The 26,966-nt window shown below is 65.3% G+C and carries 19 protein-coding genes; 11 read left to right on the top strand and 8 right to left on the bottom strand.

Going from position 1 to position 26,966, the window contains the following annotated elements:
* Window positions 1-144 precede the first annotated feature (144 nt).
* A complete protein-coding gene (locus AB0B25_RS19355) occupies window positions 145-993 on the top strand; it encodes a PaaX family transcriptional regulator C-terminal domain-containing protein (RefSeq protein WP_357181091.1) in 849 nt (282 codons plus the stop codon).
* Between the two features lie 82 nt (window positions 994-1,075).
* On the opposite strand, the gene AB0B25_RS19360 is transcribed toward AB0B25_RS19355, so the two are convergent.
* The 4 genes from AB0B25_RS19360 to AB0B25_RS19375 all read right to left on the bottom strand — a co-directional run bounded on the left by AB0B25_RS19360 (window position 1,076) and on the right by AB0B25_RS19375 (window position 6,289).
* Complete coding sequence (locus AB0B25_RS19360; RefSeq protein WP_357181094.1) at window positions 1,076-3,460, bottom strand: bifunctional salicylyl-CoA 5-hydroxylase/oxidoreductase; 2,385 nt, start codon at window positions 3,458-3,460, stop codon at window positions 1,076-1,078.
* 61 nt (window positions 3,461-3,521) lie between these two features.
* The gene (locus tag AB0B25_RS19365) at window positions 3,522-3,953 is read right to left on the bottom strand and encodes an acyl-CoA thioesterase (protein ID WP_357181097.1); all 432 of its coding nucleotides are present in this window, start codon (window positions 3,951-3,953) and stop codon (window positions 3,522-3,524) included.
* The gene (locus AB0B25_RS19370) at window positions 3,950-5,566 is read right to left on the bottom strand and encodes an AMP-binding protein (protein ID WP_357181100.1); all 1,617 of its coding nucleotides are present in this window, start codon (window positions 5,564-5,566) and stop codon (window positions 3,950-3,952) included. The genes AB0B25_RS19365 and AB0B25_RS19370 overlap by 4 nt, the downstream gene beginning before the upstream one ends.
* A gap of 318 nt (window positions 5,567-5,884) precedes the next feature.
* Entirely contained in the window at window positions 5,885-6,289 is a 405-nt protein-coding gene (locus tag AB0B25_RS19375; protein WP_357181103.1) for a RidA family protein, read from the bottom strand.
* Between the two features lie 142 nt (window positions 6,290-6,431).
* Here AB0B25_RS19375 and AB0B25_RS19380 point away from each other — a divergent pair, with 142 nt between their 5' ends.
* The 8 genes from AB0B25_RS19380 (at window position 6,432) to AB0B25_RS19415 (ending at window position 17,501) form a co-directional block, all read left to right on the top strand.
* Window positions 6,432-7,304, top strand: coding sequence for a fumarylacetoacetate hydrolase family protein (locus tag AB0B25_RS19380; RefSeq protein ID WP_357181106.1), 873 nt, complete (start codon window positions 6,432-6,434; stop codon window positions 7,302-7,304).
* On the top strand, window positions 7,301-7,738 hold the full coding sequence (locus AB0B25_RS19385) for a cupin domain-containing protein (protein ID WP_357074574.1): 438 nt from the start codon (window positions 7,301-7,303) through the stop codon (window positions 7,736-7,738). Before AB0B25_RS19380 ends, AB0B25_RS19385 begins: the two co-directional genes overlap by 4 nt.
* A gap of 195 nt (window positions 7,739-7,933) precedes the next feature.
* Window positions 7,934-10,111 (top strand): indolepyruvate ferredoxin oxidoreductase subunit alpha, encoded by a 2,178-nt coding sequence (locus tag AB0B25_RS19390; RefSeq protein WP_357181109.1) that lies wholly within the window; start codon window positions 7,934-7,936, stop codon window positions 10,109-10,111.
* On the top strand, window positions 10,095-11,714 hold the full coding sequence (locus AB0B25_RS19395; RefSeq protein ID WP_357181112.1) for an indolepyruvate oxidoreductase subunit beta family protein: 1,620 nt from the start codon (window positions 10,095-10,097) through the stop codon (window positions 11,712-11,714). Before AB0B25_RS19390 ends, AB0B25_RS19395 begins: the two co-directional genes overlap by 17 nt.
* A gap of 1,041 nt (window positions 11,715-12,755) precedes the next feature.
* The gene (locus AB0B25_RS19400; RefSeq protein ID WP_357181115.1) at window positions 12,756-14,240 is read left to right on the top strand and encodes an MFS transporter; all 1,485 of its coding nucleotides are present in this window, start codon (window positions 12,756-12,758) and stop codon (window positions 14,238-14,240) included.
* Window positions 14,241-14,628: 388 nt separating this feature from the next.
* The gene (locus AB0B25_RS19405; RefSeq protein ID WP_357181117.1) at window positions 14,629-15,387 is read left to right on the top strand and encodes an SDR family oxidoreductase; all 759 of its coding nucleotides are present in this window, start codon (window positions 14,629-14,631) and stop codon (window positions 15,385-15,387) included.
* A 171-nt stretch (window positions 15,388-15,558) separates the two neighbouring features.
* The gene (locus tag AB0B25_RS19410; protein WP_357181120.1) at window positions 15,559-17,172 is read left to right on the top strand and encodes an FAD-dependent monooxygenase; all 1,614 of its coding nucleotides are present in this window, start codon (window positions 15,559-15,561) and stop codon (window positions 17,170-17,172) included.
* Window positions 17,166-17,501, top strand: coding sequence for a putative quinol monooxygenase (locus tag AB0B25_RS19415; protein WP_357181122.1), 336 nt, complete (start codon window positions 17,166-17,168; stop codon window positions 17,499-17,501). The genes AB0B25_RS19410 and AB0B25_RS19415 overlap by 7 nt, the downstream gene beginning before the upstream one ends.
* Before the next feature lie 47 nt (window positions 17,502-17,548).
* Here AB0B25_RS19415 and AB0B25_RS19420 read toward each other — a convergent pair whose 3' ends face one another.
* On the bottom strand, window positions 17,549-19,717 hold the full coding sequence (locus AB0B25_RS19420) for an acyltransferase family protein (protein ID WP_357181125.1): 2,169 nt from the start codon (window positions 19,715-19,717) through the stop codon (window positions 17,549-17,551).
* 255 nt (window positions 19,718-19,972) lie between these two features.
* Window positions 19,973-22,306, bottom strand: coding sequence for an FdhF/YdeP family oxidoreductase (locus tag AB0B25_RS19425; protein ID WP_357181128.1), 2,334 nt, complete (start codon window positions 22,304-22,306; stop codon window positions 19,973-19,975).
* A gap of 730 nt (window positions 22,307-23,036) precedes the next feature.
* Between AB0B25_RS19425 and AB0B25_RS19430 the strand changes: the two genes are divergently transcribed.
* Window positions 23,037-23,426, top strand: coding sequence for a hypothetical protein (locus tag AB0B25_RS19430; protein WP_357181131.1), 390 nt, complete (start codon window positions 23,037-23,039; stop codon window positions 23,424-23,426).
* Window positions 23,427-23,499: 73 nt separating this feature from the next.
* Here AB0B25_RS19430 and AB0B25_RS19435 read toward each other — a convergent pair whose 3' ends face one another.
* Together AB0B25_RS19435 and AB0B25_RS19440 are read right to left on the bottom strand one after the other, a co-directional pair.
* Window positions 23,500-24,156 (bottom strand): maleylpyruvate isomerase family mycothiol-dependent enzyme, encoded by a 657-nt coding sequence (locus AB0B25_RS19435; protein WP_357181133.1) that lies wholly within the window; start codon window positions 24,154-24,156, stop codon window positions 23,500-23,502.
* Between the two features lie 221 nt (window positions 24,157-24,377).
* Window positions 24,378-25,658, bottom strand: a complete 1,281-nt coding sequence (locus AB0B25_RS19440; RefSeq protein WP_357181136.1) for a helix-turn-helix domain-containing protein — start codon at window positions 25,656-25,658, stop codon at window positions 24,378-24,380.
* 167 nt (window positions 25,659-25,825) lie between these two features.
* Here AB0B25_RS19440 and AB0B25_RS19445 point away from each other — a divergent pair, with 167 nt between their 5' ends.
* Window positions 25,826-26,752, top strand: coding sequence for an AMP-binding protein (locus tag AB0B25_RS19445; protein WP_357181139.1), 927 nt, complete (start codon window positions 25,826-25,828; stop codon window positions 26,750-26,752).
* Window positions 26,753-26,966 lie beyond the last annotated feature (214 nt).

The following is a 26,966-nucleotide window of genomic DNA, read 5'->3' on the forward strand; positions in this document are numbered from 1 at the left end:
TGCGGATCGGTTTCGGCGATCGCGGTACACGTTCGATCGAACACGGGAGCCGCGCTTCCGGTTCCAAGACTCCGATCGTGTACCGCGATTCCGGCCGATGAGTGGCCTTTCCTCGGGACGACTAGCGTGACGTATGGTGCAAATATGACGACAGAGCTCGCAGCGTCGCAGGTCGGCCGGGACACTCGCCTCGCTCAGTTGATCATCACGCTGTTCGGCGTGTGCGCACGGGCAGAAGGCAATTGGCTCTCGGTGGCCTCTCTCGTGGCGCTGATGGCCGACCTCGGGTCGGAGGGGCAGGCCGTGCGATCGTCGATCTCCCGACTGAAGCGCCGCGGCGTGCTCACCAGCGGGCGCCACGCCGGCGCCGCCGGCTACTCGCTGTCCGACCCGACATTAGAGGTGCTCGCCGAAGGCGACGTGCGCATCTTCCACCGTGCCCGCGCAACAGAGGAGGACGGCTGGGTGGTGGCGGTCTTCTCGGTCCCGGAGTCCGAGCGCGACAAGCGGCACGCGCTGCGGTCGAGCCTGACGCGCCTCGGCTTCGGGACGGCCGCCCCCGGCGTCTGGGTGGCACCGGGGAACCTGGCCCGGGAGGCGCGGCACACACTGGAACGACTCGGCCTGTCCACCTACGTGGACATGTTCACCGGCCAGCACATCGCCTTCGGCGATCTACGCTCGAAAATCCACATGTGGTGGGACCTGGACGAACTCACCGCGTTGTACGCGGACTTCTTGACGACCTACCGCCCGGTGCTCTACCAGACGACGGCCGGCCGGATGACACCGCTGGAGGCGTTCCAGATCTACGTTCCGATGCTCACCCAATGGCGACGGCTCCCTTACCGCGATCCCGGTATCCCGCTGACGCTGCTGCCACCGGCCTGGAACGGGGAGGCCGCGGGCGCGCTGTTCGACCAGCTGAACGAGGCACTGAATTCGCTCGCGCAGCAACACGCCCTCGCCGTGATCCATGGGAAGCGCACGTAGAACTCCTGCGGCCGTGGCCGAACCGCTGGGGGCCACTTCGCGACGGCGATTCGGGCGGCCCCTCAGCGGTTCTCGGTTCGATTCAGCGGCTGGCGACGGCTTTCCTCGGCTGCCACCGCTGGCTCGGCGCGCTCGGGTGGGCGGTGTCGCGCACCAGCTGAAGGCGCGGCGGCGGGCCGTCGGTGCGGCCGGTCGGCGGCTTCCGGTTACCGGCGCGGAAGGCGAGCGGCCACTCGGCGGCCTCGCCGCGGTAGCCCTGCTCCACCGCCGCGTGCAGCGTCCACTGCGGATCCCACAGGTGCCCGCGGCCGATGGCGACCAGGTCGGCGCGCCCGGCCAACAGCACCGAGTTGACGTCGTCGTAGGAGGAGATCGCACCGACGGCGACAACCGCGATGCCGTGCCGCACGCCGATCTCCTGCCGGATCCGGTCCGCGAACGGCGTCTGATAACTCCGGCCGTAGGCGGGCTTCTCGTGCTTGACCACCTGCCCGGACGACACGTGCAAGACGTCCACGCCGTGTTCGGCGAAGGCGCGCGCGATCTCGACGGCGTCGTCGATCGTGTTGCCACCGGCCGCCCAGTCCATGGCCGAAATACGCACCGACAGAGGTCGGTCCGCGGGCCAGACCTGTTTGATCGCGTCGAAGACTCGCAGCGGGAAACGCAACCGGTTCTGCAGCGACCCGCCGAACTCATCCGTGCGCTGGTTGGTCAGCGGCGACAGGAACGACGACAGCAGATACCCGTGGGCGCAGTGTAATTCGAGCAGATCGAAACCGGCGCGCGCTGCTGCCCTGGCCGATTCGACGAATTGCGTAGTAATCTCGTCCAGCTCGGCGACCGTGATCTCACGGGGCGTGCGGCTGTCGGGTCCGTATGGAATGGCCGATGGAGCCACGGTCTCCCACTCACCGGTCTCCAAGGGCTCATCGATACCTTCCCACATCAGTTTGGTGGCGCCCTTACGACCGGAGTGCCCCAGCTGCACACCGATCTTCGAGCGTGTCGTGGTATGGACGAAATCGACGATGCGGGCCCAGGACTGCTCCTGCTCCTCGGTGTAGAGACCAGCGCATCCCAGCGTGATGCGGCCTTCGGCCGATACGCACACCATTTCGGTCATCACCAGGCCCGCGCCGCCGAGCGCCTTGCTGCCCAGGTGAACGAGGTGGAAATCCGTCGGCACCCCGTCGACTGCGGAATACATGTCCATCGGCGAGACCAGGATGCGGTTGGGTAATTCGACATCTTTGAGCCGTAGCGGATAGAACATCGGCGGGCGAGCGGACTCGACATCGGCGGCTTGCGCCGACAGGTACCATCCGTCGATCGCGTCGACGAAATTGTCGTCGCGCAGTCTCAGGTTGTCGTAGGTGATCCGGCGGCTGCGGGTGAGGAGGTTGAAGGCGAATTGGTCGGGGTGTTGATCGGTGTACTGGGCGATGGATTCGAACCATTCCAGGCTGGCCTGTGCCGCGCGCTGCACCGATTCGACAACCGGTCGACGCTCGGTTTCATAGGCTTCGAGTCCGGCGGCGACGGACTGGTTTTCGTGCAGGCACGCGACGAGCGCGAGCGCGTCCTCCATGGCCAGTTTGGTGCCCGACCCGATGGAGAAGTGTGCCGTGTGCGCCGCGTCTCCGATCAGCACGATGTTGCCGTGCCGCCAGGTTTCGTTACGGACGGTGGTGAAGTTGATCCATTTGGAATTGTTGGCGTGCAGCGTGTGCCCGTCCAGTTCATCGGCGAAGATCTCCGCCAGTAGCGCGATCGACTTCTCGTCGCTCTCCCCGGGGGCATAGTCGCGGTCGGCGAAATCGTGCAGACCTGCGCTGCGCCACACCGATTCGTGCATCTCGACGATGAACGTGCTCTGGCCCGCGCTGAACGGGTACGCATGGACCTGCATGATCCCGTACGGGGTGTGCTTGACGAAGAACTCGAACGCCTCCGACACCCGATCGATGCCCAGCCACATGTATTTGTTGGGCCGGGGATCCACATTCGGACCGAAGACCTCACTGAAGCGCGCGCGCACCGCGGAATTGATTCCATCAGCGGCGAGTACGAGATCATGCGTGGCCGCGAGATCCTCGACATCCGGTGCGGCCGTACGGAAATGGATCGTGACACCGAGATCGGCGCATCGCTGCTGAAGTATGTGCAGCAGTTCCTTGCGGCTCATCGCCGCGAAGCCTTGGCCGCCGGAGGTGCGGACCGCACCGCGGAAGTGGATGTCGATGTCGCTCCAGCGGGCGAACTGGTCGGCCATCGTCCGGTAGATGTGCTCATCGGCGTGTTCGATGCCGCCGAGTGTCTCGTCGGAGAACACGACACCGAACCCGAAGGTGTCGCCGGGCGCATTGCGCTCCCAGATCGTGATGTCGTGGGTGGGGTCGAGCTGTTTCATGAGGGCGGAGAAATACAGACCCGCGGGTCCTCCGCCGATTACTGCGATGCGCATGGGAGCCTCACGCTTGTGGGATGGAATTCGGTCGAATTTCGGTCGGGTGAGCACCGGTCTTTCATCCGGTGTGCGGCGTCCACGTTTCCTGGAGCGCGGTAGCGACATTCGTCGGCCATGGTTGGGCACCGGCGGTGGGGTCGGGTGCATGGACTGCCGTCAGAGTGCCCCGCGCCGCGATTGTCGCGGGGCTCGACTCAGCCTGTCCCGCAGCCGGAATTCTGGTGACGACGAAGTCGTACCGCACCGATGAAGTGCCTAATTTGCCCACGGTCAATTCGATCGACGCGGTGTCGCCGAACCACAACCGGTCGACATAGTCGACCTCGTAGCGAACCCGAGGGATCTGACCGAAGAGCCACTGGAGGCCGAAGCGGTTCAGCAGCGCGGCCTCCGCGGCCTCGACCCAGCGAATAACGGTGCTGTGGTGATAATGTCCAGCCGCGTCGGTGTCCTGCCAGTCGACCAGGCGTTCGATTACAACCCGGGTCATCGCGTGCCGCTCCAGCGGTCGCGGATCTTGAACCGCTGTACCTTGCCGCTCGGATTGCGCGGCAGGCTGTCGACGAACTCGATGCTGCGGGGATACTTGTAGGGTGCCGCGGTGGCTTTGAAGAAGCCCTGTAATTCGCGTGCCTTGTCCGGATCGGGGAGCACGCCGGGCCGCAGCACGATCGCGGCATGCACGATCATGCCGCGATCGGCATCCGGTATCCCGATAACGCCACTTTCGACTACGTCCGGGTGTTGGTCGAGGACGGCCTCGACTTCCGGGGCGCCGATGTTGTATCCGGCCGAGACGATCATGTCGTCGCTGCGCGAGTGATACCAGAAGTATCCGTCGGCATCACGGGTGTAGCTGTCCCCGGTCATGTTCCAGCCGTTGCGGACGTAGTCGCGCTGACGCGGATCCGCGAGGTACCGGCATCCGGTCGGTCCCTTGACCGCCAGCAGCCCGGGTGTGCCATCCGGGACCGGATGTCCCTGCTCATCCTGGATCTCGGCTCGGTAGCCGGGAACCACTCGGCCGGTGGAACCGGGCCGGATGTCGTCGTCCGCAGCGGAGATGAAGACATGCAGCAACTCGGTGCCACCGATCCCGTTGATGATCCGCAGGCCGGTGCGCTCGTGGAAGTTCGTGTACACGACCTCCGGGAGGTGTTCACCCGCCGAGACACAGCGGCGCAGGGACTTCACCCTTCCGAGGTCATCACGTTTGAGCAGCGCCTTGTAGGTGGTCGGCGCGGTGAAGAGCATGGTGACCGCGAACTTCTCGATAGCGTCGACGAGCGTGTCCGGGTCGGTCTTCTCGGGTAGCACCACCGATGCTCCGACGCGGAACGGGAAGACCATCAGCCCACCGAGACCGAAGGTGAACGCCAGCGGGGGAGTTCCGATGAAGACGTCGTCGCGCCGCGGCGCCACCACATGCTCCGAGAACGTGTCGGCATTGGCGAGCACGTCGCGGTGAAAATGCATTGTCGCCTTGGGAACGCCCGTTGTGCCGGAGGTCGGCGCGAGGAGTACGACATCGTCGGCGGCGGTCTCGACATCGGTGAACGATGCGGGTTTGGTCGCGGCGCGGGCGGTGAGGTCGTCGGTGGTCGGTCCGCCGACCGGAACCACCGGCAGTGCGGGATCTGCGGTGGACAATTCGTCTAGTAACCGGCTGTCGCAGAGTGCGAGCACGGGGCGCGTCAACTCGATCAGCTTCGTCAACTCGGGTGCACGCAGCAGCGGCATGGTTGTCACCACCACTCCGCCCGCTTTCACTACCCCGAACCAGCAGGCGATCAGCCACGCGCTGTTCGGGGCGCGCAGCAGCACCCGATTACCGGGAACCAGGCCGTAGTCGCCGGTGAGCACGTGCGCGATCTGGTTGGCGCGGTCGAGCAGGTCGCCGTAGGTCCATGTTTCCTCGGCGGTGTACAGGCAAGGCTGTTCCCGTCCGTAGGTGGCCACCGTGGAATCGAGCAGGGCGGTCGCGCAGTTGAGCCGGTCCGGATAGTGCAACCCGGGCAGGTCGAAGACGAACTCGGGCCAATCTGTGGCGGGCGGGAGATTGTCCCGGCAAAAGGTATCCGTGTGGGCGGAAGGTGTGAGCATAGGGTCAGCCCTTTCGGAGCTGTGGAACCAGGGAAGGCTCCCATTGGCATCGCAATTTGTCGACGACCGTCGCATGGTCGGGATGTCGCTTCCTCGGATTAGTCCGGGATGTCAGGGGTAGGGCGCAGTATTGAGGTTGGCGGACATATTCCGTTGATACGGGCATCTGCGGCCCTGGCGCGGCGTCTCGGGCCGACATCCGATGGCCGGCGGCGCGGCCGCGCTGCGCCGTATCGATCCCGGTCACGCGCTCGCCGACCTGGTCGCCCGACAACGGTTGCGACCCGACTCGGCTGCCGCGCCGGAACCTGGACCGGTTCAGTCCGACGCGGTGGTCAACGCGGCTACGGCTTGGATCTCGACCAGCGCCTCGGGCTGCCACAGCGACGTGACGCCGATGCCGGCCATCGCCGGATATTCGGTACCGGCCAGCTCACGCCAGATACGGCCGATCTCCTTGCCGTTGGCCTGATACTCCGGAATGTCCACCAGGTAGATCGTAACGCTGAGTAGGTTCTCGGGCGTTCCGCCGGCTGCCTGTAGCGCGGTGAGCACGTTGGACAACGCCTGACGGAACTGTGCGAGCAGTCCACCTTCGACGATCTTCCCCTCGGGCGTGAGGGCTGTCTGACCGGCCAGGTGAACGATGTCGCGATAGCGCGTGGCATGCGCGAATCCCGAAGGCTTCGCCAAGGTGGGCGGGTTGATCCGTGCAACGGTCATGGCGCCTCTTTCTCGAGCGGACCCGCACAGGGCGAGTTGATTCTTCGAAGGGTTGGTCCGAGCAGGATATGGTGATATCCTGACTGCCGTCAATTGAGCGCTATATTACGTGCTCCTGATCGACCCCTGGAGTGCACCAGCGATGCGTTTGCGCACAGTTCTTTCCGACGACGGTGGCAGTCGCGCCGAAGTACAGATCGACGGGAGGTGGCGCGCGACCATTGCTCGTGATGTCGGCACACTGCTCACCGCACCGAACTGGCGGTCCGGGCCGACACTCGCGGACCGCCAGCCCGCGAGCGAGGGACGCTCCGCGCCCTTGGTGACCGCGCCGACCAAGATCGTGTGCTGCGGCCACAACTATCGGGCCCACATCGCCGAGATGGGCGCGTCGAGCCCGCAATTCCCCACCCTCTTCGCGAAATTCGCGGACACCCTCACCGCCTGGGACGCCGACATCGCTCTTCCGGGCCCGGCCGACGCCGTCCGGCTCGACTGGGAAGCCGAACTCGCGGTGGTCGTCGGAGCGGTGCTCAGGGATGCCGATCCCGAGACCGCGTCGGCGGGCATCGCCGGGTACACCGTCGCCAACGACTTCTCCGTGCGCGGCTGGCAGCGCCGGACCTCGCAGTGGTTGCAGGGCAAGGCCTTCGACGCGACCACGCCGCTCGGTCCGGATCTGGTCACGCCCGACGAGATCGATCCCAGCGCCGGTCTGCGCATCACCTGCCGGGTCAACGGCGAGATCGAACAGGTCGGATCCACCGATGACCTCGTCTTCGCTCCAGCAGTTCTGCTGTCCTACATCTCCGAATTCACCACGCTCCGACCTGGTGACGTCGTGCTGACCGGAACGCCGGGGGGCGTCGGCATCGCCGCCGACCCGCCCCGGTTCCTGCGCGCAGGTGACGTGGTGGAGACAGAGATCGAAGGAATCGGCTTACTCCGCAATCACATCACCCCGCATCGCACCGAGATCGACTCCGCAGAGCGGAACGGAAAGGAAACCCGATGACCGACGTCGCCAACACCCGCGTGGTTCCCATCGTCACCCGGGCCGGACAGGAAGACACCGGAACCGCCCAGTCCGGCGGCGCCGTCCGGATATCGGGCGTCAGCCCGCAGCACACGCCGGCCACCAGGATCTGGTACGGCAAGGTGACCAACGATCCCGGCTACCGGTCGCTGCCGCACCACCACGGCGAGGCGGAGACCGGCGGCTACGTGCTCACCGGGGTAGCACGAATCTACTTCGGCGAGAACTACGAGGAATACGTCGACATGAGCGAAGGCGACTTCGTGTTCGTGCCGCCGTTCATGCCGCACGTCGAAGTGAATATGAGCACCACCGAGAAGTTGGTGTGGCTGACCTGCCGCACGCCCGACAATATCGTCGTCAACCTGCCGGACGTCGACGACTCGATCCTCGAGGGATACCGGCGCGCCTGAGGACAACGAAGGTCGCACTTCGGTGTCCGTCGACTGCGCGACGTGGCCTGTCGAGCAGTTGTCGCCGACCGGGTTCGGCGTCGCGACCGTTGGTACCGACGCGGGTGCCTGCGCTGCCGATCGTCGGCAGTTCCCGGTAGCCCAGCGCGCGTGCTCGGCCAGATCGAGAAATAAGCCACCGCAAGGAGGACAACCATGGCCGAACGGTCATTCGCCAACGAGGTCGGCAAGCTACGGCAGGGCGCAGGGAGCACCTTGCATGTCGAGGGCATTCTGGCGGTCACCAAGGCGCTGCTGCAGTCGGGAGTCGCCTACGTCGGCGGCTACCAGGGCGCCCCGATCTCCCATCTGATGGATGTGCTCGGCGACGCCAAGGAAGTCCTCGACGAACTCGGCGTCTATTTCGAGAACAGTGCCTCCGAGGCCACGGCGGCGGCGATGCTGGCCGCGTCGGTGCACTACCCGCTGCGCGGCGCGATCACCTTCAAGTCGACGGTCGGTACGAATGTGGCCGCCGACGCGCTGGCCAACCTGTCGAGCGGCGGCGTGACGGGTGGTGCGCTGGTGATCCTCGGTGAGGACTACGGCGAGGGCTCCAGCATCATGCAGGAACGTTCGCACGCGTTCGCCATGAAATCCCAGATGTGGTTGCTGGATCCGCGGCCCAACGTCGCGGCGATCGTCGATGCGGTCGAGGCCGGATTCGAACTCTCCGAAGCCAGCAACACCCCGGTCTTCCTGCTACTGCGGTTACGCTCATGCCACCTGCACGGCGGTTTCGAGGCCAAGGACAACCAGCGGCCGCCGATGACAGTGACCGAGGCGGCGCAGCGGCCCACGCGGGATGTCAGCCGCATCGTCCTGCCGCCGGCCAGTTTCCAGCATGAGCGGGAAAAGATCGAAGACCGCTGGCCGGCGGCGGTGAAGTACATCACCGAGCGCAAGCTCAACGAGGTGTTCGGCAACGATCTCGCTGATGTCGGAATCATCGTGCAGGGCGGCCTCTACAACACGGTCAACCGGTCGATGGAGTTGCTCGGCTGCTCGGATGCGTTCGGCCGCACGCAGGTGCCCATGTACGTGATGAACGTGGCCTACCCGGTGATCGACTCCGAGGTCATCGACTTCTGCCGGGACAAGCGCGCCGTGCTCTTGGTCGAGGAGGGCCAGCCCGACTACATCGAGCAGAACATCAACACCATCCTGCGCCGCGCGGATGTGCGAACCGCATTGCACGGCAAGGACTTGCTGGCTGCTGGGGGCGAATACACCTCCCTGGTCGTCACCCGAGGACTGCACGCCTTTCTCGGCGAGTACCTGCCGGAGGTCATCACCGCCGAACCCGCACTCCTGCGCCCGGTCGACGATCCGACCAGCCCGTTCGCCACCCGAGTCGAGCCACAGATCGTGCAGCCGCGCCCACCCGGCCTGTGTACCGGCTGTCCGGAACGGCCGATCTTCGCCGGGCTCAAGCTTGCCGAACGCGAAACCGGTCAGCACCACATCAGCGCGGATATCGGCTGTCACCTCTTCGCGATCAACGAACCGTTCAACCTGGGCGCCACAACCATGGGTTACGGACTCGGGTCGGCCGGCGCGGCCGCGCTGAACTCAACCGGCGCCGACCGGAGAACGATCGCGGTGATGGGCGATGGCGGCTTCTGGCACAACGGGCTGACCAGCGGAATCGGCAATGCGGTGTTCAACAAGAACGACCAGTTGACGGTTGTCGTGGACAACGACTATGCCGCGGCCACCGGCGGGCAGGACATTCTGTCCTCGCACGCCGACCTCCCCATGAGGTCTACCAGGCACCCGATCGAGAAGGCGGTCCGCGCGATCGGGGTGAAGTGGGCCAAGACGATCGACCACACCTATGACGTCACTACAGTCCGGGACACCTTCATCGAGGCGCTCACCACCGACGAACCGGGGCCCAAGGTCCTGGTGATGCAGAGTGAGTGCCAGCTCAACGCGCAACGTCGGGAGAAGACGAAGCGCGCGAAGGCACTCGAGGACGGTAAACGGGTCGTCCGGGAACGCTTCGGCGTCGATCCCGAGACCTGCACCGGTGACCACGCCTGTATCCGCGTCTCCGGTTGCCCGTCACTGACCATCAGCGACAACCCCGACCCGATGCGCACCGACCCCATCGCGACCGTGCTGGACAGCTGCGTCGGCTGCGGGGTTTGCGGCGCGAACGCGCACGCTGCCGTGCTGTGCCCGTCGTTCTATCGCACCGATGTGGTCTACAACCCCACCCGCAGGGACCGCCTGCTGGCGCGACTGCGCACCTGGTGGATCGGACTGCTCGTGCGGGGAATCGAACGGCGCGCGGCCGAGTTGGAGGTCTGTGATGTCGAGCTGGTATGACGGGCAACGCCCACTGACACTGGCGATCCTGGCGATGGGCGGCGAGGGTGGCGGCGTCCTCGCCGACTGGGTCGTGGCCGTCGCGGAGCGGGCCGGCTACTTCGCGCAGACCACATCGGTGCCCGGTGTCGCCCAGCGCACCGGTTCCACGGTGTACTACGTCGAACTCTTCCCCCCGGCGCCGTTCGAGTCCGAATCCGGCACGGCCGCCGGCGACCGGCGTGCCGAGCCCGTTCTCAGCGTGTTCCCCACACCGGGTGAGGTGGATGTCGTCATCGCCTCGGAGCTGATGGAGGCCGGGCGCGCTGTCCAGCGCGGCTTCGCCACACCGGACCGGACCACCCTGATCACGTCGACACACCGGGTGTATTCGATCACCGAGCGTATGGCGCTCGGCGACGGCCGGGTCGACAACGAGGCGTTGCTTTCTGCTGCCCGCACCGGATCGAAGCGGTTGATCTCCGCCGAGTTCATGGCGATGGCCGAGGATGCGCGCAGCGTGATCAGTGCGGCACTGTTCGGAGCACTGGCCGGATCGGGTGCGCTGCCCTTCACCAGGGAGCAGTTCGAGCAGCCCATCCGTGACTTCGGCAAAGGTGTCGACCAGTCGCTGAAGGCGTTCGCCGACGGCTTCGCCGCCGCACGCCCGTCCGATACCCCGCGCACATCCCAGCCGGTGGAACTCACCCTCACGCCGAGGCCGCTGTCGGCGCAGGAGCGCAAAGCGCGAGAGGAGAAGCGCCGCAACGACATCGCGGCCACCGATCCGGGCGCCCTCGTCGGCCGGAAACTTCGACCGCTCGCCGCCGACGTCGCCGACCTGCCCGCCGCGGCGCGGTCGATGATTTTGCACGGCCTGGTTCGGACCGCGGTGTACCAGAATCCGGCGTACGCGCGGCGGTACTTGGCGCGGGTCCGGAAGTTCGCCGTCGTCGACCCGGACGCCGACGGTGCGGCCCGGCTGACCACCGAGGGCGCCCGGCACCTCGCCCTCTGGATGTGCTATCAGGACACAATCCAGGTCGCGCAGCAGAAGATCCGACAGCATCGTATGTCTCGTATCCGTGCGGAGGCGCGCGCCGAGCCCGATCAGCTCATCCAGGTTCGCGAGTACCTGCACCCGCAAATCGACGAGATCACCGATACCCTGCCGACCTGGCTCGGCGCGACACTGCGCCGCTCGACCGCATTCCAACGCCTGGTGCGCAAGGTGACGCACAAGGGCATGATCGTCAACACCAGCTCGATCACCGGTAACACGGCGCTGTCGGTCATGGCGCGCATGCGCCCGCTGCGCCCACGCTCGCTGCGGTTCGTGCGGGAACAGGCGGCCATCGAGGAGTGGATGGCCAGGGCGTTGTCCGTCGCCGCGGCCGACGCGGACCTGGCGTGCGAAATCGTCGAATGTCAGCGGGTGTTGAAGGGCTACGGCGCGACGTACGAGCATGGCAGCGACAGCTTCGCCGAACTCATGCGCGCGGCCGAGGAACTCGCCGGAAAACCGGACGCGGTCGGACGTTTGGCACGTCTGCGGGCCGCGGCACTCGCCGACGAGGACGGCCGCGCGCTGGCAACGGAACTCGGTGTGGCAACGGGCCTGTAACGGCCCGCGGTCCATCCGCCGGCCGCCGCACCAACCCGTAGTTGCACGGAGATGGTGCTCAGCGGCGGAGATCTCGTAGCGGCGGCTCAAGGAGCCGCACCACCACGCCGGACCACATACTGTCGCGGTCGAGTATCGGTCTCCCGCTCGGCCTCGAGGCGCCGAGCAGCATTCCTCGGTCCGCGCACCAGCGGCAACGTCGACGGGATGGGGCCGCTCCCCCTCGATCACCTCGCGCACGGGCGCGACGAGTGTCGGCGCCCGTCTCCGACGGATTGCGGGGCATCCCTACGCCACATGACCTTTCATCACAAGTCGGTCGAGTTCGGCAGTTCGCACGCTCACGGATCTCGTGCCCTTCCGTCGACCCGCTCTCGGTGTAGATGTTACTGCTCGACACACTTGTATCGTGCCGTCAAACGGTGGCACAATTCACAGCGAGCCAACGTCCATGTAACCCGAACGCAACCTCGGTCCCACAGCACCGGTGAGAGGCGATATCAGTGCGCGTGTCGCGACTCGAGTCCGGGGTAGGTCCGTATGGACCGAGCCTGGTGGCGCCGCGAGTCCTGCCGAGGTGGTGCCTGGACCGGGGCGAAGCTGCCCCGATCGAGACCGCCGGGATGGGGCGGCGCACCCGAAGCGGGAATACGTGCGACGCGCCCGCTGGAGTGGCGGGATTCTCTGAGCCCGAGTCCCTGGCTGCCCTGGGGGGCGCGGCAGCGGTCGGAGAATATTCGGTGAAGTACTTCCGGCCGGCAAGGGCCGCCGCCGCATCGGAACTCGGCGATGCTGTTCGAGATCTCCACCCATCGAAGCTGGCCGGCCATGCCATGCGCAGATGTATCGATTGCGGCGCCACAGCGTGGTCGAATCGAACGGCCACACGTAATTCGATGGACCCGTCCGAGCGAAAATCTGGCCGAAGCGGAGAGGATCAAGAATAGGGCTTGAATATCGATATGGTCGTTTCCGAGACCCATATAGGCGCATGGATGAAATAGCATTTTCGACAACTGAGGTGATCGCAAATTGACAGCAATGCAACCTGAAGTCATTCGAAGTCTGGTCCCCGCTCGGATGGACCGGCTTCCATGGACGAAATTCCACTGGCTCATCGTGGTAGGTCTCGGCGTGTCCTGGATCCTGGACGGGATCGAGATCCAGATCGTCAGTAGCATGGGTGGCGCCCTGCAGAGCGTCGACAGTCTGCACTTGACGAGCGGTCAGGTCGGCGCGACGGCGTCTTGGTACCTGGCCGGTCAGGTCGTCGGTGCACTCGTGTTCGGTCGGCTCACCGACAAACTCGGCCGGAAGAAGCTGTTCATCCTGACCTTGGCGATCTATCTGATCGGCAGCGGATTGGCGGGTTTCTCCTGGAACAGTTGGTCGCTGTACCTGTTCCGATTCATCGCAGGCACCGGGATCGGTGGGGAATACGCGGCGATCAATTCGGCGATCGACGAGATCATGCCGTCGAAATATCGGGGCCGGGTCGACATCGCGATCAATGGCACCTACTGGGGTGGGGCGGCGTTGGGTGCGGTAGCCAGCCTGTTCCTGTTCAATGAGGACCTCATTCCGGCCCATTGGGGATGGCGTGTCGGGTTCTTCATCGGTCCGGTGCTCGGGCTCATCATCATCTTCCTGCGTCGGCACATCCCCGAAAGCCCCCGCTGGCTTCTGACGCATGGTCGGGCAGCCGAAGCCGAACGAACCGTCGACGAAATCGAAGCGCAGGTTCGCAGTCAGGGCGTCGAACTGCCCCCGGTGGACGAGAAAAAGGCTCTCGATATCGTCGAAGAAGTGCGACTTTCGTATCGGCAGATGGCCCGGATATTCTTCGGACAATATCCATCCCGTTCCTTCCTCGGATTCACGATGATGGCCACCCAGGCCTTCTTGTACAACGCGATCTTCTTTACCGTTGGCCTGGTACTGATCAATTTCTACGACGTGCCGTCCGATCACACCGGCTACTATTTCTTCCCGTTTGCCTTGGGTAATCTGATCGGCCCGTTGGTACTCGGCCCGCTCTTCGACACCATCGGTCGGCGGAAGATGATCTGCGCGACATATGTCGGGTCCGGGGTGCTGCTGTTCATCTCCGCATGGATGTTCTCGGCGGGCATGCTCAACGCCACCACGCAGACCGCCGTATGGTGTGCGATCTTCTTCTTCGCCTCGGCCGGCGCGTCCTCGGCCTATCTCACCGTCAGTGAGATCTTCCCACTCGAACTGCGCGGTCAAGCTATCTCGTTCTTCTTCGCCATATCCCAGGGCACGGGTGGCGTCATCGCACCGTTCCTCTTCGGTCACCTGGTGGGAGGCGCCGACAACCCGAGCCCCGACCGTTTCCCGCTCACGGTGGGATACATCATCGGCGCTGTGGCCATGGTCTTCGGTGGCTTGGTTGCCTGGTTCTTCGGCGTGAACGCCGAAGGCCGTGCACTCGAGGACATTGCGGATCCGCTGTCCAAAGCGGCATCTCCGGAAAAGGTTCCCGACGTGGCCGTAAACGACTGAAGTCGGGTTCTCGACGCCTCGCCGCAACGTGGTGGAAGTGGGCGTAAGCCAGCACTTCCACCACGTCGCGGTCCGGCGCAACCGCCGCATTGGCGGCTTCGCATCTGTCGCTCGCCTGGATCACCGCGAATCCACGACAGAAATTCCTCGCTGCCCGTTTGGGACACGCAGGTCGCGGCTATTTCGCTAGGCGGTCACCGTCCACCGCACCTACCATCGATTCCATAGGTCGACCCTCGATCTGTTGCCCTGAGCAGCGGCAGGTCGGACCGGTGGACACGCTGATGGCGCGCCTGTCGGGATGAGGATGAACAGGGCAATGTGAGATTTCCACTCGCAAGCGTCGCCGACGGCCGGTGATCAGCCGCTGGCACTCATCGGAGGAATCATGACCAGGGCACCCTCTTCGGTTTCCACCCGACACGAACCGGATCTGGTCGGACAGACCGTCGTCGTCATCGGCGGCAGTGCGGGGATCGGACTCGAGACAGCTCGACGCGCCCGGGCGGAAGGTGCCGAGGTCATTCTCACCGGCCGCGATGCCGACCGGCTCGAGCGCGCGGCGCTGGAGCTGGGCGCTGAGCGCTTCGCGGCGTTCGATGCCAATGACGCGGGTTCGCTGCAACGGTTTTTCCAGGACCTGCCAGAACAGATCGACCATGTGATGGTCACGGCCGGCGGCCCGAAATACGGGCCGCTGCTCGAGATGGATTCGGCCCAAGTGCGTGAGGTACTCAGTGGGCACGTGGTGCTGGCGCTCGAGGTCGCACGCAATGCCGTCGGCAAGATGCGGCCCGGCGGCACGCTGCTACTCATGGGCGGCACAGGCGGGCGGCGCATCGGTCACGGCCTCGGGATCGTCTCCGCGGCCACCGCCGCGCTGCCGCCGTTCACCGCGGCACTCGCACTCGAGCTCGCGCCCGTTCGGGTCAACCTGATCGCCGCCGGATTCGTCGACACCCCGTTGTCGGCATCGCTGCTCGGAGATCGGCTCGAAGAGCGCCGCAATGAACTACGGACAACGCTACCGATCGGCCGGGTCGTCGGGCCGGCCGATGTCGCCGCGCTCGCCGTCCACATCATGAGCAATACGGCACTCACCGGCGCGACGTACGACATCGACGGCGGACAGCAGTTCGTCTCCTGATGCAGACATGGATTGCCCGGCGACGGAGCTGTCCACCGCCTTGACGGTTGCCGAGCGGATCGGACCGGACCGCTCGTGGACTGTCGGACCGTGCTCGCGGAAAGCCGAGGTCCGGCTCCTCGCGCTACCGTCGAAGCCACCGGCTGTTGATTTCCGGCAGGGAGCCTGACCATGAATCAATCGAGACTCACTCGTCCCGTCCTGATCGTCGGTGCCGGGCCGACCGGGCTGACCGCGGCCGTCGAGTTGTCGAGACTCGGCGTGGATATTCGCATCATCGATCGGTCGGCCGCACCGTCGACCACGTCCAAGGCGCTGGCGGTACAGGCTCGCACGGTGGAATTGCTGCAACCACGGGGGGTGGGCGAGGCGATGCTGCGGGCAGGTAAGCAATGCACCTCGACCTCGATCTATGGTCGAGGCAGGAAGCTGGCGACGGTCGAGTTCGAGCGCATACCGGGGCGCTTCAAAGCCGTTCTCCTGCTGCCGCAGTCGGAGACCGAACGCCTGCTGACCGAGCAGCTCCACCGGCAGGGCGCCGAGGTCGAGCGCGGTGTCGAACTCGTCTCCTTCACCCAGGACGAGTCCGACCCGCGCGGCGGGGTCCGTGCCGTGCTCGAGAACAGCAATGGCGCTCGGGAGATACTCGATGCGCCCTATCTCATCGGTGCCGACGGCGCGCACAGCAGCATCCGGCACGCTCTCGGACTTCCGTTCGCGGGCACCTCGTTGGCACAGCGCTATCTCCTGGCTGATCTGCACCTCGACGGTGACATACCGAAGGACGAGATATCGATCTTCCTGTCCGCCAAAGGGTTCGTCGCGATCTTCCCGATCACCGAGCATCGATGTCGCTTCATGGCCACAGCCCCCGACACACTGTCGCGCGATTCCGACGCACCGACACTGCAGGACCTGCAGAGCGTTTGCGATGGCGTTGTGTCGATGCCGGCTCGGTTGCGTGAGATGAACTGGAGTTCCTGGTTCGTCATCAACAGCCGCCACTTGTCGACCTTGCGCGTCGGCAACGTATTCCTCGGCGGGGACGCCGCCCACGTGCACAGTCCCGCAGGCGGGCAGGGCATGAACACCGGCATCCAGGACATGATCAATCTCTGCTGGAAACTCGCGTTGGTGCGCACCGGCGACGCCAAGCCGTCGCTGCTGGATACCTACCAGACCGAACGGCTCCCGGTCATCAGCAAACTGGTCCGTGCTACCGAGACCGCGACCAAGGTGTTCAACTCCACCAACCCGATCGTCTACCACCTGCTCACCCATATCGCACCGATCGCCCTGGGCACCGACCGAGTGCAGAATATGGCGACCGCCGTACTGGGGGAGGTGAGCGCAAACTATCGCGACAGCCCGATCGCCCACGGCGGCGGGCGCGTCGGCAGGTTGCGCAGCGGCGACCGAATACCCGATGTCGAGGTCGTTGTCATCGGTGATCGCCGACCGGTGTCGGCGCGCCTGTATGAACTCCTCGACCTCGGCAAGCTCACCCTGGTCGTCACCGATCTCGGCATCGACACGGCCATCTTGGCCGAGCGATTGGGTCCGTGGCGCGCCGTTTTCACCATCCGTCATGTAGCGGTCGCCCCCAACCAACCGGAGCTGCGTGTACACGACGCGGACATCGCGGCCGATCTCCGTGCGCAACCAGGCTTTCTGCTGATCAGGCCGGACGCATATGTCGCCGCCGTCGCCGACGAATCCATTGCGCTCAGCGATCGGCTCGACACCTGGTTCGTCCGTGCCAACGCCGAAGGAGCATCGTGCTGACGATCGCCATCCGCTTTCGGGTTCGCCCGGAGTGGACGACACGGTGGCTGGACTTGGTCGAGGAATTCACCGAAGCGACTCGTGCCGAGGAGGGCAACGCGTGGTGCTGGTGGTCGCGAAGCGTTGACGACCCTTGCGTCTTCTTTCTGCTGGAAGGTCATCGGGAGGCCGGGGTCGAAGACCATCTCGCCTCGCCACTCATCCGCAAGATTCAGCGAGAATGGCCGCAAGCGCTGGTCGACACACCGAAGCTCATCATCGCCACGGTTCCCGGCGACGGCTGGCAGACGATGGAGATGCTTCCGGTCCCACCGCACTCACCATCGTGATGCGGGGTTGATCCGGATCGATGGCGGATAACGCCGGACGCACCGCGCTAAGGCTCGGTCATGGCGAGCGCGCGGTCGGCCAGCATGCCGATGACCGGTGCGAGTGTCCGAGCGTAGCTGACGGTGAGGTGGTTGTCGTCGCGGTACACCAGGTTGTTTCCGACTATCAGGGGGCAGCGCGCTTCGGTGCAGAACAGCGAGGTCAGGTCGGCATACTGCGCTCCGTCGACGGTGGCGGCCGCCCGCTCGGCCGCGATACCCCCGTCGTTCACCGCCTCCGACCGCGTGGGAGTGCATGCTGACGCGTCATCGATGTGCGCGGACAGGCACGTCGACACCGTGGCGTGCGGATCGGGAATCCCGCCGAGGACGAGGACGGCTGATCCGGTCGTTCGCAGCTGGGCGACCAAGCGGTTGAGACTGTCGATCCATGCCCGGTCATAGGACACGAAGCCGAAGTCGCCCCCGTAGCGTCTGGACATACTCACCACGATCAGCCGCGGGCGTTCGATGCCCAGCCGGGCGAGGACTTGGCCGCGCCATTGCTCACATTCGGCGTACTTCCGGCCCAGATAGGGGCTGGTGATGGGCAAGTCGAGCAGTGGGCAGGTGACCTTGGCCATGGTTTCCAGCCGCCAGTGTCGCTGGGTGGCGATCTGTTCCAACGCCGGATCCCACATCGCGGCATGGGAGTCGCCGACCAAGGCGACCGTGGTGGCCGAGTCCGGGTCGCCGGAGGCGCACTCGCCCTGGCCCACGTCGCGCCAAGACCGCACACACCCGTTGACGAACACGTCCGCCTTGTCGCCGGGCGCGTCGGCGAGTGACGGGGTGAGATTCGAAGGGACAGCGCCGATTTCGGCCGACATCGCTACCGCGGAGTGGGTTTGTGCCATCAGCTGCCGGATCGCCTCGTCACGAGAGTCCGCGGCGGAGGCGGCCGGTGCATGGGGTACCGCGAGAGCGAGGGTCTGCGCCGCCGTGCCGTGGCCGACCGGAGTGGGCACGAGTACGAGCAGGACCAGCGCGGCGGACACGGCGACCGCGGTGCTCGCGCCGCCACACGCGAGACTGAGTGTGGCCGAACGCCGCACCGGAGCGGCGAAGCGAACCGGATCCTCGACCAACCACCGGGTGAGCATCGCGAGTCCGCCGGCCATGCCGACCGCGCCGAGTGAGCCGAGCGGGCCGAGCGGGTGGTCGAGTACATACGGTGCCAGCACCAACACCGGCCAATGCCAGAGATACCACGAGTACGAGACTTTGCCCACCGCCCGCATCCCAGGCGCGGCCAGCATTCGACCGACACCGAATTGTGGTGCGACACATCCGGATACGATCACCAGGGCCGCGCCCAGGACGGGCGCCAGTGCCGCGGTGCCGGGATACGGTCCTTTCTCGTCCAGGTGAACGCATGCCACGCCGATCCCGATCAACCCGCCCCATCCGGCGAGGGCGGCCACTGATTTCGGTATCCGGCACCACACGGCGGCCGAGAGTGCCAGCACGCCGCCGAGGGCCAGTTCCCACGCCCGTGCCGGCAATGAGAAGAACGCCCACGGCGGCAACGTGTCGGTCCAGATCAGTGCGATCGTGAAAGAGATCGCGGCGACGACCGCTAGGACGATCAGGTATGGCAGTGGCGAGGCCGAGCCGGCTCGGCGCCGCCGCACGAACCAGGCTGTCGCAATGATCAGCGCAGGCCACAGCAGATAGAACTGCTCTTCGACACCGAGCGACCAGAAGTGCTGGAATGGTGATGCCGGAGCATCACCGGCGAGGTAATCGGTGCCGTGCAGCGCGAGCCGATAGTTCCCGGCATACAGTGCGCTCGCGATCCCGTCGCCGAGGACCCGGCGGGCCTGCAGTGGTGGTAGCAGCAGGGCTGTGGCGATCGCGGTGGTCACCAGTACCAGGCCCGCGGCGGGCAGCAGCCGCCGTGCCCGCGCACCGTAGAACCGGACCAGCCCGACAGTGCCGGTGGCCGCCGCTTCGCGGTAGAGGATTCCGGTGATGAGATAGCCGGAAATGACGAAAAAGACGTCCACGCCGACGAAACCGCCCGCGACTCCGGGTGCACTCGCGTGGAAAAGAATAACGGCCAGTACCGCGACCGCTCGCAATCCCTCGATGTCGGGCCGAAAACCTTGTTGCGGCGACGCATTGTGATCCCGGTCTGCCCGCCGATTTCTCAACCCGCTGACCGTGACAGTCATGGGCTGCATTGTTATCGGTCTCGTCCGGTATGTCGCGGCGACGCTCCGACCTGCGTATATATCGACCCGATTTTTCTTGTAGCCCGGCGTGATCGGAATGCGTGTCGGCGGGTCCTCGAGCCGATCGGGCGAGATCGTGATATACGCCGTCGAGTGGTGGAGCGGGAATTTTGTGCAGCGGTCAATTCATCGAATCTCGGCTGAATTTCGCATAGGAATGCATTCCGTACTGATATCGAACCCTCGGCACGGAATTTATTTGTCGGACAGTCGGTTCGAACGCTGCACGGTGACCGTCAGGTTCTTCATGATCGGCTGGTCGCTCTGGGTGCTGTAGTCGCCGATCGCGCACAGCACGTTCATCTCCGGCATATAGCCGGCCGCGCATCCCAGCGGGATGGCGTAGGGGATGACCTTGTAATTGTGCACCGACCGGGTGCTGCCGTCGCGGGCGATGCTGGTGATGTCGACCTCGTCGAACTGCTCGAGGCCGCGCTCGCGCATGTCCTCCGCGTTCATGAAGATCAGAGTGCGCAGGTTCTTCACTCCCCGATAGCGATCGCTGTCGGAGTAGATGGTGGTGTTCCACTGGTCATGCGAGCGCATTGTCGTCAATGTCAGTTGTCCTGGGTCCCTGGTCAGATCGGGTAGCGCGGCCGTGGAGAATTCCGCGCGCCCGGAGGGGGTGAGGAACACCAGTTCTCGCGCGGGCTGGCGGATCCGGAAGCCGAGCGGCAGCCGGACGCGTCGGTTGAAATCCTCGAAGCCGTCGAGTACATGGGCCATTGTGTCGCGGATCCGGTCGTAGTCCTCGATGTAGTACTGCCACGGGGTCGCGCTGTCGGGCAGTGCGGCGCGCGCGATACCCGCGATGATCGCCGGTTCCGACATCAGGTGCGGGGAGGCCGGCTTCCGCATACCCCTCGACAGGTGCACCATGCTCATCGAGTCCTCGACCGAGGTCTCCTGGATTCCGCCGCGTTGCTCGTCCTTCTCGGTGCGGCCCAGACACGGCAGGATCACCGCGCGGGCGCCGTGCACCAGGTGGCTGCGGTTGAGTTTCGTGCTGACCTGGACCGTGAGGTCGCATCTGCGCAGCGCGTCGACGGTGTAGGCGGTGTCGGGCGCGGCGCTGGCGAAGTTGCCTCCCATTCCGACGAAAACCTTCACCTTCCCCGCGTGCATCGCATCGATCGCGGAGACGGTGTCGAGGCCGTGTTCGCGTGGCGGATCGAATTCGCAGACCTGGGCCATCCGGTCGAGGAATTCGGTGGTCGGGCGGTGGTCGATGCCGCATGTCCGGTTGCCCTGCACATTGCTGTGCCCGCGCACGGGTGACGGGCCTGCACCCTCCCGACCCAGATTGCCGCGCAGCAGAAGCAGATTCACGATTTCACGCACCGTGTCCACGCCTTGCTCGTGCTGGGTGACGCCCAGACACCAGCTGATGATGCTGCGATCGGCATCGCCATAGATCCGCGCCGCCTTCCGAATGTCGGCGACTTCGACACCGGACTGCCGCTCGATCTCGGTCCACGAGGTGTGCTCGCACAAGACGCGATAGTCGTCGAAACCGCTGGTGTGCCGCTCGATGAATTCGTCGTCGATCGCTTTCGGGTCCGAACGTGCCTCTTCCAGAACGACTTTCGACATTCCGCGCAGCAGCGCCATATCGCCGCCGATGCGCGGTTGCAGATTCAACGTGCTGGTCGGCGTCGCATGGAACGTGGCCATCTGCGCGAAATCGTGTGGGATGATCGCGCGGCGCGCGGCGGCTTCGACCAACGGATTGATGTGCACGATCTGGGCGCCGCGCTTAGACGCCTCCACAAGCGCGGTCAGCATGCGTGGCGCGTTGGATGCCGCGTTGACGCCGAGGATGAACAGGGCGTCGGTGGTCTCCCAGTCCACCAGATCGGCAGTGCCCTTGCCGGTGCCGATCGCCGCCTGCAGGGCGCGTCCGCTCGCCTCGTGGCACATGTTGGAGCAGTCGGGCAGGTTGTTGGTGCCCAATTCGCGCGCCAGCAGTTGGTACAGGAATGTCGCCTCGTTCCCGAGCCTGCCCGAGGTGTAATAGGCGGCTTGGTTCGGGTCGTCGAGCTCGCGCAATGTGCGCCCGACGAGTTCGAACGCTTCCTGCCAGCTGATGGGGACGTACTTGTCGGTGTCGGGGTCGTAGCTCATCGGCTCGGTGAGTCTGCCCTGATTCTCCAGGTCGAACTCGCTCCACCGCGACAGTTCGCTCACCGTGTGGGCGGCGAAGAACTCCCGGTCGACCCGCTTGTGCGTCATCTCCCACGCGACGTGTTTGATGCCGTTCTCGCAGATGTCGAGGTGCAGGCCCTTCATGTCGTCCGGCCAGGCGCAGCCAGGGCAGTCGAAGCCGCCGTCCTCGTGATTCATTTTCAGAATCGCGTGTGGACCCGCGATGGCTTCCTGTTCCCGGGCCAGAAATCGAGTAACGCTCTTGGCGGCCCCCCACCCTGCGGCCGGGTGATGATAAGGGTGGAACTCCGGTTCGGCTTCTTTGTCGCGAGCCCCACTCGGTCCGTAGTCGGGATCGAACTCTTCCTGCGGACGAACAGCCATGGCGTTCTCCCTTCGGCGATTCTGAGATCGGGGGTGTCGCGCGGTCGGAACCACACGGATTCCCGACTACCGGTCTCCGCTGCTGGCTGGTGGAGACTGTTCTCGACCTTTTTGTGCAAGGACCGCTGCAGTTGGCGCATGCCGGAACCCTTTGCCCGTCGTCGGTCGGCAGATCCAGCGCCGCCTCATCGACCCGGCTCGCGTCTCGCGGTCCAGCTGTCCCGAGCGGCGTAAGACCTCGGCGTCCTTGTCGATGTACCCACGGTACTCGGCGATCGTGGCCGCCGATGGTGTGCTGTGAGTTCGCCGCGGTCCGGCGGGGGCTCCGGCAACTCACCGCATTCATCGAACCATCGCCGGCGGGCCTGCATCGATGATATCGGCAGTTCGCCGAGGATCAGGTCGGGTGCGGCGACGCCGAGCAGGATATCCACCAGTCGGTCGGGCATGATCCAACCTCTTTGCGTCGGGCGTGTTTGCGCGCTCGGCAACGTCGGGGGTGGGGTCCGGCGCGCTCGAACGCGGGAACTGCATTCGGCCCACCTCCGGTGCCGTCTGTCCGCGACCAGAGCGTGCTTATCGCCGACCCTGCATCGGACCGGCTCGATGTCCCGCGTCACCAGTGGTCGGTCACCGAGCGGCGTCGCCGTCGACCATGTCGGGTTCCTGGCCAGGTGAGCAGCCGTCCTGGTCCGGCTATTTCATGGCTACCAGCCGGTATGGTTTATGAGTGCGCAACTGGTTGCTGCTGTCGGCAAGCGCTCGACTGATCGGTTCGCTTATTGCTGGTGTCGTGGTCGGTGTGCTCGTCGCCGGCCTCGGTGAGACGCTGATGGGGGTACTGGCGGGCATCGCCACTGCGGCAACTCTTTTCGTGTCCGTCGGCTGGCTGGCACTGTGGCTGCTCGACGCCGCGCAAACCGAAGCGAACGCGCGACGCGAGGACTTCCAGCCCGTCGTGGGAGGAGTTCATGGCCTGGGCTGCACTGCATCACGTCTCGCCGGCTGGATACGGCGGTGTCGGACAGTAGAGGTAGGCGTAGCGGCGTGTCCAGCAGCAGAGCGCCCGAGCATCCTCGCTACGACGATCAACCTCGTTGCCGGAATCGTCACCGGTTGACCGGGCCGAGCCGCACTCGCTACGAGCGGACACGAGCACGGCGCGTCCGGATCAACGATGACGCGCGCCGGCCTCAGCCACCGTCACGCTGTGTACAGCGAGCGAGCAGTGTGGGTGCGCCGGGCCCGGTGAGGTCATCACGATAGGCATGTCGTCCGGCCATCGCCATGGTGAGCGCGATAGTCGTTCCGCGTATCAGCGGGCCGGTTCCGACAGCGAAAGGGCCATCGGTGGCCTCGAGACGTAAGTCCTCGATGAGGGTGCGGCTGGGCACCGTGAAATTGCGGGTGGCGAAGAAGCGGGCGACTTCAGTGGTGGCCGCGATCGAGGGGGTGCGCGACAAACCGAGGGGGCGTCGAATGTCCTGGGCGTGGACGACTACCTCCCCGAGCCAGGCTGCCGTGTGCCCCGACGCTGCTGTGGTGCTCGTGACAACCGCCTGGAACCGTTCGAGGGTTTCGGCCGGGGTCGCGCCACGGTGCTCGGCCAGTCGCCGATCATTGTGCAGATCGGCGTCGAAGTGGGCACCGAGCATACTGGCCAGCCAGCGCCATCGGCCGATACTCGCCGCCGCGGTGAGGTGGGCGACGACCTCCTCCACCACCCAGCGACCGCACAGCGATCGTTGCGCCCACTGCCTGTCCTCCAGGGCGGCGAGGTCCTCGACCAGGGCAGCGCGTTCTTCGTGAGCCATGGCCCACAGGGCCTCGCGAGCGACAACATTCGACACCAACGGTGTTCCTCCAATTCGAGCGAAATCGGCTAGGTCGGCGGTGTCGCCGACCTACGTCCTCGGCCGGTGCGATCGGTAGTACAGGTCATCGTTCCCAGGTGCAGACGATCGCGGTCGCTCGAATTCATCGGTTGTGCGCTGATCTCGGACACCGAACTCGGACGAAGATCACGCCGCCGATCCGAGCGCGGTGCGCCCTGCGTGAGGTAGGCCGGTAGTTACGGTGTATCCGGGCGCAGCACCGTTGATCCGTACCAGTGGCAGACCAAAAGTGCGAGTTCGACATCCAGTCTGTCTTCGGCGATCGGACGGCCGCGCCGCGATACCGCACGCCCGACCCGGTATTTCACCGAATTGGAGTGCAGATCGAGCTCCGCGGCGGCGGCCTTGTAGCTGCCTCCGGTGCGCAGGAAGACCTGGAGTGTCTCACGCAGTCGCGCGTCGTTGTCGTTGTCGGCGCCCAAGTCGCCGAGTACCTCGCCGACCCACTCCCTGACCTCCGCGATCTCGCCGCCGAGCAGGGCGGCCAACGTAACCCCCGGGTCAGTGGCTGCGATGATGCGGGGTTCTCCGTCTCGGCGTGCCAGCGCGATGGAGCGTGCAGCCTGCGCGAGCCGATGCGATCGGCGGAATCCCGGCACACCGGCGGCCAGCGTGCCGATCGCCAACCGTGGCCCATCCGAGTGCTCGGCCGCGAATCCACGGACCCTGGCTACCGCCTCGGGCTGCGCCGATCGAAACGGTAGCCATGCCCAGGCATTCATCCGGTCGTCGGCGACGAACAGCGGGTTCATGTCGGTACCTGCCGCCTCGGCCGATTCGCGGACGAAACGCTGCAGTTTGGTGAGTTCGTCACCGTAGGCGTCCGGATACCAGACGACAAGTGCCAGGTGATGCCACTGTAGGGGGTAGCGGATCGACGCGGTGGCTTCGTCGATATCGACTGGTCTGGACCCTTCCAGCACTTCGCGGACGCGAACCGCGCGGACGCTGTTGCTGTCGTCCAGCCACTGCTCGTGCTCGTGCTCGTAGACGGCGATGACGTGCGGGATGACCCGGTCGAGGTACTCGAACAGCGTGGTGGTTATCAATTCGGCGACGGCCATCTGCTCCGCCGGGGCGATATCGGCTGTCCGCAGCTCCGCGAAGACCATCTCGGTCATCCGCCACTGGCCGACGTGGTAGGCCCGCGCCAGGGAAGTAACCGGAACCTCGTGCTGGGCCAGACGCCGGGTGTATTCGATGGCTGCCGCGGGCGGGTGGATCCGTGCCGCCGGGATGTCATGCTGCAACGCGTGCAGCATCGTGTCGATATTTCCCTTCACGCTGGCCCCGAGTAGTTCGAGGGTGTGCACGTCGGCACGCAACTCGGGAATCTCGTCCTCGAGTCCACGGCAGATACTCGCGCTGATATCGGTCACCCGGTCGTTCATACGGGCGACAATCTTCGCGATGCAGCCGCTCACGTCGACTTCACCGTCGCGGCGAAAAGTCGTCACAATCCGATCGTAGTTACTATCCGGTGACCGGGGCGACTCGTCGTGTGGGCGAAATTGTTGCCCGGCGACAAAGCTGGCGACTAATTTGATCGATGTACGACGATGTCGAAGCGCAGCGCGATTTCTACCGTAGTTGTCATTCCCCAGACCCGTTCCAGAGGACTCACATGATTTTGTCGACCCTTCCGGACTGTCGCGTCGCCACCGCACCACACGCACCCGCCATCGCCGACGACGGCGCCGACCTGGACAACACCGAATTTCTGGGCGCCGTGCAGCGAGCCGCCACCTCCCTGCGCGCCGCAGGTATCTCGACGGGCGACGTCGTCGCGACCATGCTGCCCGACACCGCCGCCCACGTCATCTCGCTGTTCGCCATCTGGCGTGTCGGCGCCACAGCCGCCCCGATCAACCCGTTCCTGAACGCCCCGGACGCCCACTACCAAATGGTCAATGCAGGTGCGAAAGTCCTGGTCACCGCGCAGCGACCCGCCTCGGACGCGCCGGTCCGGACCGTCGTGATGGCCGACGAGCTCACCGCGACGGCCGCCGACGGTTTCGAAGCGGTACGGCCCAGCGACGATGCACCGGCGCTGATCGTCCATACCAAGGGTGGCGCCGGCAGCCCGACGGGCATGATGCTCGATCACATCAACCTCAACGCCATGTGCCGATTGGCGATCGAGGCATTCGCCCTCACCGATGCCGACCGCAGCCTGCTGATTCTGCCGTTGTCTCAAATCAACGGCATCGCGGTGGGCACCTTGTCGCCACTGCTGGCCGGCGGCTGTGCCACCATGGCAAGCCAGTTCAGCCCCGACACGTTCTTCGACAGCATCGAGCGCAGCCACGCGACCTACTTCTCCATGCTTCCGACCATGTACACGGCGCTGTCCGAGCTGCCCGCCCGGGTGCGGCCGAACACCTCGTCGGTGCGGTTCGCCATATGCGGCGTTGCGCCGACGAACATCGCATTGCAGACCAAGTTCGAAGACCGCTACGGCATCCCGGTCATGCCGGGGTATGGGTTGACCGACGTTCCTGCGCGAGCACGCTGCATCTCCTCATCCACATTCGCAAGACAAGCGCCATAGGAATCGGCCCACGGGACCGAACGAAATTCCGCATTACGTTGAGTCGCGTGGCCAGCGGCTGGCCGAGTATCGCGCTGCCGATTCGGTCACATCAATACGTGAAGCCTGCTTCTTCGGCTGGATACTGTCGTGCGGGATGTGGAGGTCGGCCCCCGGTCAGGATTGGCATAGCGAAATATGTATCCGCCGCTGAAGGCGGACGGGTGGGACACAT

The organism is Nocardia sp. NPDC049190 (assembly GCF_040648115.1).
In the GTDB taxonomy this organism is placed as follows: Bacteria; Actinomycetota; Actinomycetes; order Mycobacteriales; family Mycobacteriaceae; genus Nocardia.